11 protein-coding genes are annotated in these 13696 nt (G+C 69.4%); 6 read left to right on the top strand and 5 right to left on the bottom strand.

From position 1 onward, the window contains the following. Positions 1–4: 4 nt before the first annotated feature. A complete protein-coding gene (locus H507_RS0112900; RefSeq protein ID WP_022911114.1) occupies positions 5–517 on the bottom strand; it encodes a heme-binding beta-barrel domain-containing protein in 513 nt (170 codons plus the stop codon). A gap of 3 nt (positions 518–520) precedes the next feature. Beyond that, positions 521–697, bottom strand: a complete 177-nt coding sequence (locus tag H507_RS17900) for a hypothetical protein (protein WP_022911113.1) — start codon at positions 695–697, stop codon at positions 521–523. Positions 698–790: 93 nt separating this feature from the next. Between H507_RS17900 and H507_RS0112890 the strand changes: the two genes are divergently transcribed. From H507_RS0112890 to H507_RS0112880, 3 genes are read left to right on the top strand one after another with little or no spacing between them, the layout of a single operon-like run. After that, complete coding sequence (locus H507_RS0112890) at positions 791–2497, top strand: DUF4091 domain-containing protein (protein ID WP_022911112.1); 1707 nt, start codon at positions 791–793, stop codon at positions 2495–2497. A 34-nt stretch (positions 2498–2531) separates the two neighbouring features. Continuing rightward, positions 2532–3545, top strand: coding sequence for an asparaginase (locus tag H507_RS16835; RefSeq protein WP_022911111.1), 1014 nt, complete (start codon positions 2532–2534; stop codon positions 3543–3545). Positions 3546–3581: 36 nt separating this feature from the next. After that, entirely contained in the window at positions 3582–4409 is an 828-nt protein-coding gene (locus H507_RS0112880) for an NAD-dependent protein deacetylase (RefSeq protein WP_157438988.1), read from the top strand. 27 nt (positions 4410–4436) lie between these two features. Here H507_RS0112880 and typA read toward each other — a convergent pair whose 3' ends face one another. The 3 genes from typA to H507_RS16830 form a co-directional block, all read right to left on the bottom strand. Continuing rightward, a complete protein-coding gene (gene typA, locus H507_RS0112875) occupies positions 4437–6305 on the bottom strand; it encodes a translational GTPase TypA (RefSeq protein ID WP_022911109.1) in 1869 nt (622 codons plus the stop codon). A 358-nt stretch (positions 6306–6663) separates the two neighbouring features. Next, positions 6664–7584 (bottom strand): type IV toxin-antitoxin system AbiEi family antitoxin domain-containing protein, encoded by a 921-nt coding sequence (locus tag H507_RS0112870; RefSeq protein ID WP_022911108.1) that lies wholly within the window; start codon positions 7582–7584, stop codon positions 6664–6666. Between the two features lie 280 nt (positions 7585–7864). Next, the gene (locus H507_RS16830; RefSeq protein WP_022911107.1) at positions 7865–8437 is read right to left on the bottom strand and encodes a CG0192-related protein; all 573 of its coding nucleotides are present in this window, start codon (positions 8435–8437) and stop codon (positions 7865–7867) included. A 162-nt stretch (positions 8438–8599) separates the two neighbouring features. Here H507_RS16830 and H507_RS0112860 point away from each other — a divergent pair, with 162 nt between their 5' ends. The 3 genes from H507_RS0112860 to H507_RS0112850 all read left to right on the top strand — a co-directional run bounded on the left by H507_RS0112860 (position 8600) and on the right by H507_RS0112850 (position 13648). Continuing rightward, positions 8600–11662 (top strand): acyltransferase family protein, encoded by a 3063-nt coding sequence (locus H507_RS0112860; protein ID WP_022911106.1) that lies wholly within the window; start codon positions 8600–8602, stop codon positions 11660–11662. 16 nt (positions 11663–11678) lie between these two features. Continuing rightward, positions 11679–12128, top strand: coding sequence for a DUF3151 domain-containing protein (locus H507_RS0112855; protein WP_022911105.1), 450 nt, complete (start codon positions 11679–11681; stop codon positions 12126–12128). 236 nt (positions 12129–12364) lie between these two features. Then, positions 12365–13648, top strand: a complete 1284-nt coding sequence (locus tag H507_RS0112850) for an adenylosuccinate synthase (protein WP_022911104.1) — start codon at positions 12365–12367, stop codon at positions 13646–13648. Positions 13649–13696: the final 48 nt, after the last annotated feature.

Genomic DNA, 13696 nt, shown 5'->3' with positions numbered 1-13696 from the left:
CAGCTCAGGCCCGCTGCAGTCGAGCCCACAGGTACGGCTGCAGGGGTTGCTCGGCGGTGGCCCGGTCGAAGGTCCACAGCAGGTCGCCCTCGACCTGGCCGTAGAGCCGCTGGCCACCGGTGTAGGCGACGGCAGCCCCCTGGGTGCGCATCACGGCATCGGTGACCAGTTCGATCTTGGCCCCCTCGATGCTGCCCGCCCACACCTCGGCCCAGCCCTCGGGGTTGCTCATCACGACCTCGACCGAACCGTCCGGGGCCGGACGCCAGTAGCCGGACTCGCTCCACAGGGGTTGCTCCGGTGCCCCGGCGGCGTCGGTGGTGTAGAGCTGCGAGTGGTAGTGCAGGAAGTCGCCACCGTTCTCGACGATGTCGATCTGTTGGCCGTACTCGAACTGCTCGCCGGGCTTGCCGTCGAGGCCCGGGTGCACCCCGTGGCCGTTGCCCCGCCAGGTACCGATCATCCAGGCGACGCCCATCAGGTTGTTGGACAGGTTCTGGGGGATCTCGAAGGCCATGGGTCAGTTCTCCTCGACGGTTCGGGCGGACGTGTCCGGTTGACTCCTGCGGGCGGGCAGTTCCTCGAAGCTGACCCGTCCGCTGCGCAACATCAACAGCACCACGCCAGCGATCGCGGCCAGGCCGATCAGGCCGACCGCGACGATCAGGATGACCACCAGCACACCCGCAAGGTTCACCCCGTGAGTCTACCCGGCTGAGCGCGGTCACCGAGGGCGCGCGAATCCACGGTCGGGCTGGGACCGATGCCCGGGCGCTGGAAGAGTGGAGCCATGAGCGAGCACTTCACCGCCGTCCTGGTCGACGACCTCGAGAAGGTCTTCCCCAAGCGCGATCCCCGTCCCTTCGACACCTCGGTGCCCTTGACGGGTCATGCCGGCGAACGGATCAGCTTCCAGGTGGCCGTGCGCTATCCGGACCTCGACCGGCTGCCCGCCGACGAGTTCGACCTGACGGTCAGCTGCGCCGGAACCTCGGTGACGTTGCACCGGGCGGCGCTCGTGCCCGCCGACATGCCGATCTTCCCCGTGCACGACGACAACTACATCGATGACGTGCCGGGCCTCTACCCCGACCTGCTGGTGCCGCTGGCCTCGGGTGAGGGGCAGGCGACATCGGCCCTGGACCTGCGCAGCCCCGGCTGGAACTCGTTCTGGGTGGACCTCGGCCTGTCCGGTGTCAGCGCCGGTCCTGTCGCCGTCCGACTGGTGCACCGACCGCGCGCCTGGGGTGACGAGCAGGCCGGCGAGGGAAGGCTTCTGCTCGAGGCCGACCTGCCGTTGGAGGTCACCCCCGTCGAGGCCCCGTCCACGCCGATCCGGCACATCGCCTGGCTGCACAGTGACTCACTGGCTGCCTACTACGAGACTCCCGTGCACTCCGAACTGCACTGGAAGGCGATCGGGTCCCACATCGCATCGGCAGCCGACATGGGCGTGACGGCCGTGCTCACCCCGGTGTGGACTCCCAGCCTCGACACGGCCGTGGGCACCTATCGTCCGAACGTGCAGTTGCTGGGCGTCTGGCACGATGAGGACGGCTACCAGTTCAACACCGACCTGCTCGACCGCTTCCTGGGGCTGCTGCGCGAGCACGGCATCCGTCAGGTCGAGATTGCCCACCTGTTCACCCAGTGGGGTGCCCGCCGCACCCCCCAGGTGTGGGTCGACACGGCCGAGGGACCCCAGATGCGTTTCGGCTGGCACGTCGCCGCCACCGATCCGGCGTGGCGTGAGTTCCTCGCCGAGGCCATCCCCTTCCTGCGCGACCACCTCGAACCGGAGTGGGGTGTCGAGAACGTGCTCTGGCACATCTCGGACGAGCCCAGCGAGCAGCACCTCGAGGCCTACGCGGCCGCCCGTGCGGTGGTGGCCGACCTGCTCGAGGGTGCGGTGATCATCGACGCGCTCTCGTCCCCCGACTTCGCCGACGTGGTCGACCACCCCATCGTGGCCACCGACCACGTGCACGACTTCCTCGAGCGGGGGCTGACCGTGCGCAATGTCTACTACTGCGTCGGACAGGCGCGCGCCGTCTCGAACCGATTCATCGCCCAGCATGCGATCGGCCACCGCCACCTGGCGGCGCAGATGTTCGTCCAGGGCGCCGACACCTTCCTGCACTGGGGCTACAACTTCTACTGGGCCCAGTACGCAGTGCGTCCCATCGATCCGTTCCGGGAGACCTCCGCCGGCGGACGGTTCCCCTCCGGGGACCCCTTCGTCGTCTACCCCGGGCCCGAGGGGGAGTGCTGGCCGAGCCTGCGACACCGCGTGCTGGGCACCATGACCCATGACGCCCGCGTGATGGCCTGGGCCGAGCAGTTGGTCGGACGAGAGGCTGTCCTGGCGATCATGGACCCCGAGGGTTCCTTCGCCGGGGAGCGCGGCTACGAGGCGGCCTGGCCCGACCCCGTGGACTACCGCCGCCGTCGACTCGAACTCGACCGGCGGGTGCGCGCCGCCCTGGGTGGGCGCTGAGCCGGGCCGTCCGACGGCTGCCAGAATGACGGACATGACACTCAGCCGCATCGACAACCCTGCCCTCGACGACGCCCTCGACACCGACCCGGTGCTGACCGAGGTGGTGCGGGGCGACCTGGTGGAGTGCGTGCATCGGGGGCGGGTGGTGGTCACCCGTCCGGGCGGCGAGGTGTCGTTCTCGCTGGGCTCCGTCGACGCCTCGATGTTCCCGCGGTCGTCGATCAAGCCGGTGCAGGCGATCGCCATGCTGCGGGCCGGTCTCGACCTGGACGGGGCCGCGCTGGCCCTCGCCGCGGCATCTCACTCGGGTGAGGCGTTCCATCGCGACCTGGTGGTCGAGGTGCTGGCAGGCGCGGGTCTCGACGTCACCGACCTGCAGACCACGCCCGACTTCCCCCTCGACGAGGATGCTCGCGTGGCCTGGATCCGGGAGGGTCACGACAAGGAACCGTTGGCCATGAACTGCTCGGGCAAGCACGCCGCGATGCTGCGCACCTGCGTACGAGCGGGCTGGCCCACGAGCACCTACCGCGATCCCTCGCACCCCCTGCAGCAGGCGATCGCCGAGGCGGTCACCGAGTTCGCCGGGGAGGCGAGCCACGCCTCCATCGACGGCTGCGGGGCGCCGCTGTTCGGGATGAGCCTGACGGGTCTGGCGCGCGCCTTCGGCCGGATCGCGGGTGCCACCGACGGGCCCGAGCGGCAGGTGGCCGACGCCTACCGCCAGTTCCCGGAGTACGTCTCCGGCACCCACCGCGACGACCTGGCGCTGCATCGCGCCGTGCCGGGGCTGATCTGCAAGGGCGGCGCCGAGGGGTGCCTCGCCATCGGACTGCCCGACGGCACCGGAGTGGCCGTCAAGTCCGACGACGGCAACATGCGCGGCGTCTTCCAGCTCGCGGCGGTGGTGCTCACGGCACTCGGACACGGGTCCGAGGCCCTCACCGAGATCTCGCTGCTGCCGGTGCTGGGTCACGGTGAGCCGGTGGGGGTCACGCAGGTGCGCCGATCGGTCGTCGACCGGGTGGCGGCCGCCCTGGTGTGAGCGGGCCGGCTGTGTGCCGGTCGTATTCTGGTGCGCGTGCCGGTCACCCATCCGCCCACCGCCGAGGCCGTCGAGCGCCTCGCCGGGGTGCTGCGCGGCCGGAACTGGCTGGCACTGACGGGGGCCGGAATCTCCACCGACTCTGGCATCCCCGACTACCGGGGGCCCGACGCCCGTCCCACCAACCCGATCCAGTACCAGGCCTTCGTTCGCGACGAGTCGGCCCGACGTCGCTACTGGTTCCGGTCGATGATGGGTTACCGCAGCTTCAGCCACTCCGGACCCAACCCGGGGCACCGGGCGCTGGTGGCGTTGGGGGCTCCGGTGCTCACCCAGAACGTCGACGGACTGCACAGCCAGGCCGGCAGTGCCGAGGTGATCGACCTGCACGGGCTGATCAGTCGGGTGGTGTGCCTGGACTGCCGCCGGCTCAGCCACCGCGACGACCTGCAGCTCAGGCTGGAACAACTCAACCCGCGGGTCACCGGGCGCATCCCGGCGGGCGAGGCGGAACTTCGTCCCGACGGGGACGCCGACCTGGCCGAACCCGACAGCTTCGTCGTCCCCGAGTGCGTCGACTGTGGCGGCGTGCTGAAGCCCGACGTGGTCTTCTTCGGTGAGTCCGTGCCACCCGAGCGGGTCGACGCCGCGTGGCAGCGCGTGCACGAGGCCGAGGCACTGCTGGTGGTCGGGTCGTCACTGACGGTGATGAGCGGGCTGAGGTTCGTGCGGTGGGCGGCCAAGGCCGGTCGCGACGTGGTGATCGTCAACCACGGACGAACCCGCGCCGACGACCTGGCGACCATGATCATCGACGCGGGCACCTCGCAGACGCTCACCCGACTGGCGGACCAGTTGGCGTGAGGCCTGCGGGGTCAGTGCCCGCGCGGATCAGGACTTCTTGATGCGGTTGCGGTTCTTGGCGCGGGCGTTGGCGTCGAGCTCGACCTTGCGGATGCGCACCGACTCGGGGGTGACCTCGACGCACTCGTCCTCGCGGCAGAACTCGAGGCACTGTTCAAGGCTCAGCTTGCGCGGCGGCACCAACTTCTCGAAGTTGTCGGACGTCGAGGAGCGCACGTTGGTCTGCTGCTTCTCCTTGGTGATGTTGACGTCCATGTCGTCCGCGCGGGAGTTCTCGCCGACGATCATGCCCTCGTAGACCTCGGTGGTGGGCTCGATGAAGAGGGTGCCGCGCTCCTGCAGGTTGGTCATGGCATAGGCCGAGGCCTTGCCGGCGCGGTCGCTCACCAGCGACCCGGACTCACGCGAACGAATCTCGCCGGCCCATGGCTCGTAGCCCTCGCTGACGTGGTGGGCGATGCCCGTGCCGCGGGTCTCGGTCATGAACTGGGTGCGGAACCCGATCAGTCCACGGGCAGGCACGATGAACTCCATGCGCACCCAGCCGGTGCCGTGGTTGGTCATCGACTCCATGCGACCCTTGCGGACGGCGAGCAGCTCGGTGATGGTGCCCAGGAACTCCTCGGGGGCGTCGATGGTGAGGCGCTCGATGGGCTCGTGCACCTTGCCGTCGACCTCACGGGTGACCACCTGCGGCTTGCCGACGGTGAGCTCGTAGCCTTCGCGGCGCATCTGTTCGACCAGGATGGCCAGGGCGAGCTCGCCTCGTCCCTGCACCTCCCACGCGTCGGGACGCTCGGTGTTGAGGATGCGCAGCGACACGTTGCCGACCAGCTCGGAGTCGAGGCGCTCCTTGACCAGACGGGCGGTCACCTTGTGGCCCTTGCCGCCCTTGCCGACCAACGGCGAGGTGTTGGTGCCGATGGTCATCGAGATGGCCGGCTCGTCCACGTGGATGAGCGGCAGCGCGATCGGGTTCTCGGGGTCGGCGAGGGTCTCACCGATGGTGATCTCGGGGATGCCGGCGACGGCCACGATGTCACCGGGGCCGGCGGTCTCACCCGGCTTGCGCTGCAGGCCCTCGGTCACCAGCAGTTCGGTGATGCGGACGTTGTGGGTGGAACCGTCGCGCTTCATCCAGGTGACGGTCTGCCCCTTGTTGAGGTGACCCTGACGCACACGCAGCAGGGCCAGTCGTCCCAGGAAGGGGGACGCGTCGAGGTTGGTGACGTGCGCCTGCAGGGGGGCGCCCTCGTCGTAGGTCGGCGCCGGGATCGTGTCGAGGATGGTGCGGAACAGCGGCTCGAGATCGGGGGAGTCGGGCATGCCGCCGTCGGCCGGCTGCTCGAGCGAGGCGCGGCCGGCGCGGGCCGACGCGAAGATCACCGGGAAGTCGAGGGCCTCCTGGCTGTGGTTCTCGTCGAGCAGGTCCATGAACAGCTCGTAGGTCTCGTCGACCACCTCGCTGATGCGGGCATCGGCGCGGTCGACCTTGTTCACCACGAGGACGACGGGCATGTCGGCGTTGAGCGCCTTGCGCAGCACGAAGCGGGTCTGCGGCAGCGGGCCCTCGGACGCGTCGACCAGCAGGACGATGCCGTCGACCATCGACAGGCCTCGCTCGACCTCGCCACCGAAGTCGGCGTGGCCAGGGGTGTCGATGATGTTGATGGTGATCGGCTGGCCGTCGATCACGTGGTGCACCGCGGTGTTCTTGGCGAGGATCGTGATCCCCTTCTCACGCTCCAGGTCCATCGAGTCCATCACGCGTGCGGTGACATCTGCACCTTCGCGGAAGGCGCCCGACTGCTGGAGCATGGCGTCGACCAAGGTGGTCTTGCCATGGTCGACGTGGGCGACGATCGCGACATTGCGCAGGTCTTGGCGTGAGGGCATGGGCGCTCCAAATCAGGGTGATGGCGCCTGGAAGCGCCGAGCCATCGTAACGCCCCGGCGTGGATGCCCCGAAAACGGCGCTGGGGGGGGGGGGGGGGGGGGGGGGGGGGGAGGGGTGCGCGTTCTGGTGCACCTGCTCGCCTTCCGTCGCACCTGCCCCGGTTACGTCCCAGGTGCCCGCGTTCCGTCCCAGCTGCCCGCGTTCAGTCGTACCTGCCCGCATTCCGTCGCAGCTGCCCCGGTTACGCGCCAGTTGCCCGCGTTCCGTCCAGTTGCCCTGCCCCTGACCGGGGGCAACTGCAACGCACGAGGGCAGGTGGAACCCAACGAGGGCAAAGCCGAGACGCTGGACCCCCACTCAACCGGCGCGCAGCATCGTCCCCCGCCCTGCAGCGATCCTGAAGGCGGCGAGGATCCGGTCCCGCAGCAGGTGTGGGCGCGCCAACTCCTCCTTGCCCCAGCGTGCGAACACCCAGCCCTCGGTCTCCATCGCCTCCTGGCGACGCTTTTCCCGGCGCACCACATCGGCCGGTGACTCACCGGGTCGAGCCAGCTCGCAGTACTTGCCCTCGCCGTCGTACTCGCCCAGCACGCCCTCGCTCTCCCAGGCGAAGTCGCTGGCGCCGATGATGCGTCCGTGCTGGTCGCGGATCTCGAACTGCTGCAGCGGCTCGGGCAGGGCGAGCGTGCGGATCGCGAACAGACTGCGGGTCTCGGCCGGGCTCTGGGAGTAGGCGGACGACAGTCCCTGCGCCTGCCGGGCACGCCCGATGCCCTTGCGCCGACACATGACCGCGATCACGTCGGCGACCTCGGCGTCGAAGGTCTCGAGACGCCCCTCGATCCGAGCCGTCCACCGGGCGGCGTCCCACGTGACCAGCCCCTGCTCCAGACCGCGCAGTCGGGTGAGGTCGACGACCGTGCGCGCTCGACTGGTGACGAGTTGGGACCCGAGGGTCACCAGATGCCGCGGCGGGAGCGGACCACTCAGTTGAAGTTCACGAGGTCGGCCGCGCGAACGTCCGCTGCCGGCGAGCACCGTGTGCACCTGCTCGGGTGTGGAGATCACGGGCAGTCCGTGCGCGAGTGCGGCACTCTCCAAGGCCAGGGCGTGGGTCCGGGACGAGGCCAGGGCCAGGTGTCGGGTCGTCCGGTCAGTGGCGCCCCGCAGGTAGACACCCCGCGCGATGCGGACGAGGTGGCCGCTCTCGCAGAGACGGGCGATGTCGCGTCGGGAGTGGCCCGAGGAGGTCAGTTCGGCAGTGGTGATGGGATCCATGGGCACAGCCAAACTCGCCCGCGGCTCGAATCAGGAGCGGTGGACAAGTCTGTGGACAACTTGGGACCGGTTGACGAAGTTACCCACAGGTGGAACAGGCGCCAGAGTGTCGGCGCTCGCCCGTTGCCCCATTCCGGCCCCAATTGCCCTCTTCCGCTGCACCTGCCCTACCCCTGGACGAGGGCAACTGCGCCGGGCGCGGGCAACTGGTGCCGCACGAGGGCAACTGGGCCGCACGAGGGCAACTGGTGCCGTGCCCCGGCGGTGGGCACCCGCAGACTCAGCGCAGGACGGCCACCACGGCTTCGCGGCGTCCACCGTCAACGGCGAAGTCCACGGTCAGGGTGCCTCGTCCGCGGACGGCGGAGATCTCGTCGATGTTGCGGGCGATCCGCAGTACACCGGACGACTCGGCCGTCGGGTCGACCCATGAGCCCTGGGCGGTCGCCCGGTGTTCCAGCGGTTCGCCGTCGAGTTCGAGTTCGGCCTGGCTGTCGCCCTCGCTGATCACGCGGGTCAACTCCACCTGGTAGACGGGGTCGCCGGGAGCGTCGTAGATGAAGCGCTCGCCGAGCACGGAGTGCTGCATGGTGCCGACCAGCCACCGGTCCGCGCCCTTGAGCGGAGCACCTCGATAGGTGAACGGCACGTGGTAGATCGCACCGTGGGAGCGGACCAGGAAGGTCTCGATGCCCACCTCACCCTCGGGGTCGACGAACCGGAAGGTGTCGAGGATCTCGAGGTCGCCCGCATCCTCGCCCTCGAACCAGTCCTGACGGGGCAGCCAGTCAGCCAGTACCTCGGCCTTGCTGGGCGACAAGGTGGCGCGGTGCAGTTCGGCGGTCCCGGACATGGTGATCCTCCCGATGGGGCGTGCAGACAGGGTTGAGGGGGTGGTGTTCAGCACCGTCCGGGAACGCCGGACGAGGCTGCCGCCCAGCCTACGCTGCCGCCTGCGGACGCGGGATGGGTCTGGCTTAGGCTGTGGTGTCGCATCTCTCACGAAAGGATCGCTGTGCAGTCCGGCTCCGCCCGTGGTTCCTCCGACGAGACGTCGAGACGTGGCTCGGGTGAACCGGGACACGCCAGTGACCACGAGCCCGGGCCCGGCCGAAGGTTCGTCGACGAGATGGTGCTCTCGGCGCGGCGGGCCCAGTTGGCGGCACGACGCGCCCTGGCCTCCGAGGGTGATCCGATCGAGCCCGAGGTGGACGACTCCCCGCCCCCGATGAGGATGGTGCCGGTGGTGGCGAGCCGTCGTGCGCTGCCCGTTGACGGCGACCGGCCCAAGCTTGAGGTGGTGCCGGATCCCGAGCCGGAGCCTGCGCACCTGCTCACCCTCGTCCCGGAACCGGATCCAGATCCTGATCCAATCCCGGAGCCGGAGGCTGACCGTCAGCCCTCACCCGCAGCCACCCTCGTCACCGGCGAGCCGGCGTCCGAGGTGGTGGGTTATCTGGCGGTGCCGTCCGGGACCGCTCCCGCCCCCGTCAGTCCAGAACAGAACAGTCCAGAGCAGATCAGTCCAGGCCAGGCCAGTGCAGCCCAGGGCGTTTCGGGCCAGGTCGGTGCCGGCCCGAACGGTGGGGGCGAGATCGCCGCCACCGTGCTGCCGCCCACCACGTTCGACCTGTCCGCCCCGGCCCCGCTCGATCTCCCGGATGCCACGGTCGACTCCCGCGCCGCCCAGGCGGTGGCAGATCGGCCACGGACGGTCGTGCAGGTGGGAGCCGAGTCGCTCCCGACCAGGACCCCCGAGCAGACACCGCCCAGCCCAGCCACTCCGGCCGCTGGCACGCCGCCCGGCACCGACGCACCGCCCACCGTTGACCCCCACCGGCCTGCCGCACGGCGCGCCATGACCACCGCACCCCGGCGCAGTTGGCGACGGGTGTTGCTCGATCTGGTGGTGCACCGTCGACCCAAGTACTCCACCGTGCGCGGCGACATCGAGGGCCTGCGGGCCATCGCCGTGATCTGGGTGGTCATGTACCACCTGGGTGTCCCGGGGATCAGGGGTGGCTTCAGTGGGGTCGACGTCTTCTTCGTGATCTCGGGATTCCTGATCACCGGGCAACTGATCGGCATGGTCCGACGCCGAGGTCGCCTCGACCTGGCTGACTTCTGGTCACGGCGGCTGCGGCGGCTGATGCCCGCGGCCACCCTCGTGCTCCTCTCCACCCTGCTGCTCGGTTGGTGGCTGCTGCCCACCAGCGAGTGGGACCGGCTCAGCACCGACGGCCAGTTGGCCACCGTCTACGTGCTCAACTGGGGCCTCACGGCCCGCTCCGTCGACTACCTCGCCGAGGACGCCGCACCGTCGGCCTTCCAGCACTACTGGAGCCTGGGTGTCGAGGAGCAGTTCTACATCCTGTGGCCGCTGACCATCATCGTGTGCCTGCTGGTCGCACGGAAATGGGGCAGGCGAGCGCTCCCGACCATCACGGTCGGCCTCGGACTGATCACGGTCGGCTCGGCCCTCTACTCCTGGTGGTACACCGCCCACGATGCCAGTCGGGCCTATTTCTCCACCTTCACCCGACTCTGGGAACTCTCGATCGGCGCCATGGTCGCCTGCGGGGCCGCGGGGATGCGCCGGCTGCCTCGCTGGCTGGCGATGCCGCTCGCCGGCGCCGGGGTGACGGCCGTAGTGGCGTCAGCCTTCGTGATCGGACGAAGTGACCCATGGCCCGGGGTGATGGCGTGGCTCCCGGTGGCGGGCAGTGCCGCGGTCCTGGTCGCCGGCAACATCAACGACACCACGGGGGTCGCGCGTGCCCTCGGCAACCCGGTGATGCGCCAGATCGGCATGCTCAGCTACGCGATCTACCTGTGGCACTGGCCGCTGATCGCGATCTGGACGCTGCGCCACCCCGACGCGGGATGGTTCTCGAGGGTGGTGATCGTGCTGCTGACGCTGGTGTTGTCGATGCTCACCCTGCGGCTGGTGGAGGACCCGATCCGATTCGCCGGTGGATTCCAGAAGCACCCCCGCCGGGTGTTCGCCATGGCAGCGGTCATGCTGCTGGTGACGGTGGCCGTGGCCCAGGTCGTCCGCCACCAGGTGCCGGCGGTGGCGCAGGTCGACGTGTTGGGTGGACAGGCCACCGCCTCGGCGTCGGCCGCCGAACCGAGCACCTCGCCGAGCTCGTCCTCCTCGCCCACCCCGACCCCGACGGCGCCCCTCCCGCCGCTGCCGGTGACCGGCGACTACACCGGCGCCCTGTCGCTGGTCCACAACTCCTCCGTCGAGGGGATGCCCACCCTGCGGACCGACCTCGACGCGGCGATGGCAGTGACGAAGCCGCTGGTACCGGCGGTGGCCGTCGCCGCCAAGGACGTGCCGTGGGTCTATGCCTCGGGCTGTCAGCGGGGCAAGACCCAGGACACCCCGGTACGACCCGACCAGTGCATCGTCGGTGACCCGAACGGCACTGTCCGGGTGGCCCTGGTGGGCGACTCCAAGGTGGACCAGTGGGAGCCTGCGCTGCGGGTGATCGGTGCCCGCCACGGCTGGAGGATCCAGACGCTGGCCAAGTCGGGCTGCGCGTTCGCGTCCACCCCCCAGTACCCGGGGTGCAACCAGTACAACTCGGCCCTGCTCACCCAATTGATGACCGATCCGCCCGACCTGGTGATCACCTCGACCTACGCCGAGACCCAGGGCACCACAGGACCCGGCATGGTCGACCTGCTGTCGAAACTGAAGGCCAAGGGCAGTCAGGTGCTGTTCATCGAGGACAACCCCACCCCGCCCACCCAGGAATCGGTCTACCAGTGCGTGGAGCGCAACAGCGGCCAGAACAACTGCCGATTCGTCCCCAACGACGGCCACGGAACCGCGGACCTGCGCTACGCCGCCCGGCAACTCGACGCCCCCGTGGTCAGCATGAACCCATGGATCTGCCCGCCCGCCCTGCAGTTGTGCCCCGTGGCCCTGGGCAACGTGTTCATCTATCGACAGTCCAGCCACCTCACCAACACCTACGTCACCTCGCTGACCCCGCTGCTGGAGCGCTCGCTGGTCGAGGTCGGGGCACTCCAGCAACCGGTGCTCCCGCTGCAGCCGAAGCGCTGAGCGATAGAGTCCGACCATGGCCACACCCGAGACCCATCCGAACCTGATGGCCGCCTCCGGAATCCCGACGCGGCTGCCCGACGACCCGGCCCTCGACGCGCTCGCCGAGCGTGGACGAGACGGCTTCCTCTCCGTGGTGCGGGAGTACCCGTCCTCGTCCATCGTCTGGGCGTTGTTGGCGGAGGGGTCATTGCTCGCCCACACCGAGGGCGGTGACGTGGCCGCCTACGCCTACGCCCGCACCGGCTACCACCGGGGGCTCGACGCCCTGCGCCGGGCTGGGTGGAAGGGTTCAGGACCGATCCCGTGGGACCACGAACCCAACCAGGGCTTCCTGCGCGCACTGTGGGCCCTGGCCGTTGCCAGCGTCCGGATCGGTGACGTGGACGAGGCCGAACGGTGCTCGCAGTTCCTGCGCGACTCCTCCGAGGAGGCCTGGCAGGAGCTCAACACCCAGGAGTTCTGACCCCGGCGTCGTCGGCCGGTTCGGACGAGGATGGTGGATCACAGTCCGCTAACGGTCGGGCCACGATCATGGTCGCGGACGGGGTCGACGACCGTGGGTGGCCTAGACTCGTGTGGCACGAGCCCCCCGCGACACGGTGACCAGTCCCGTGCCTCGACGACCGGGGCTCGAGCCGTGTCAGGGCACCGCGACAGCGGTTCCGGACGCGCCACGAGAACCAATCCGGAGGAGACACCATGCCGGGCATCATCGTCGTCGGAGCCCAGTGGGGCGATGAGGGCAAGGGGAAGGCCACCGACCAACTCGGTGAGCGCGTCGACTACTGCGTCCGCTATTCAGGCGGCAACAACGCGGGGCACACCATCGTCGTCGGCGGTGAGAAGTTCGTCCTCCACCTGCTCCCCTCGGGCATCCTCAACCCCGAGACCACCACCATCCTCGGCAACGGCGTGGTGATCGACCTGGACGTGCTCGCCACCGAACTCGACGCCCTGTGGAGTCGCGGCGTGAATGTGCCGCACCCGCTGCTGAGCGCCAACGCGCACATCATCACCCCTTACCACTCCACCCTCGACAAGGTCACCGAGCGGTTCCTGGGCAAGCGCAGGATCGGCACCACCGGACGCGGGGTCGGACCCGCCTACTCCGACAAGGTCAACCGCCTGGGCATCCGGGTGCAGGACCTGTTCGACGAGTCGATCCTGAGGCAGAAGGTCGAAGCAGCACTGGAGCAGAAGAACCACCTGCTGCTGAAGGTCTACAACCGCCGCGAGATCGACCCGGTGCAGATCACCGAACTGCTGCTCAGCCACGCCGACAAGCTGCGCCCCTACGTCATCGATGCGGCCCGGGTCATCAACGAGGCCCTCGACGCCGACAAGGTGGTGCTGTTCGAGGGCGCGCAGGCCTCGCACCTCGACGTCGACCACGGCACCTACCCCTACGTCACCTCCTCGAACCCCACCGCCGCCGGCGCCTGCACCGGGACCGGGGTGGGACCCACCCGCATCGACCGCGTGGTCGGTATCGCCAAGGCCTACACCACCCGGGTGGGCGAGGGTCCGTTCCCCACCGAGCTGTTCGACGACGACGGTGACGCCCTGCGCGAGAAGGGTGGCGAGTACGGCGCCACCACCGGACGCAAGCGCCGCTGTGGCTGGTTCGATGCGCTGGTCGTCGAGCACGCCTCGATGGTGAACGCCTTCACCGACGTCTTCCTCACCAAGCTCGACATCCTGTCGGGATGGGAGAAGATCCCCGTGTGCGTCGCCTATGACGTGAATGGGGTGCGGCACGAGACCATGCCCATGACCCAGTCCGACCTGCACCACGCCACGCCCGTCTACGAATACCTCGACGGGTGGTCCGAGGACATCTCCGAGGCACGATCCTTCGACGAGTTGCCCCCTAACTGCCAGGCCTACGTGAAGTTCCTCGAGCAGAAGATCGGGTGCCGCATCTCTGGCATCGGTGTCGGCCCCGGGCGTGAGCAGTCGGTGATGATCAACGACCTGCTCTGAGCAGGCCCTCCACCCGGGGTCGCCAGTCGGCGGCCTCGGCCAGTGGCG

This window comes from Aestuariimicrobium kwangyangense DSM 21549, assembly GCF_000421525.1.
Lineage (GTDB): Bacteria > Actinomycetota > Actinomycetes > Propionibacteriales > Propionibacteriaceae > Aestuariimicrobium > Aestuariimicrobium kwangyangense.
This window is presented reverse-complemented; position numbering and strand designations above follow the sequence as displayed.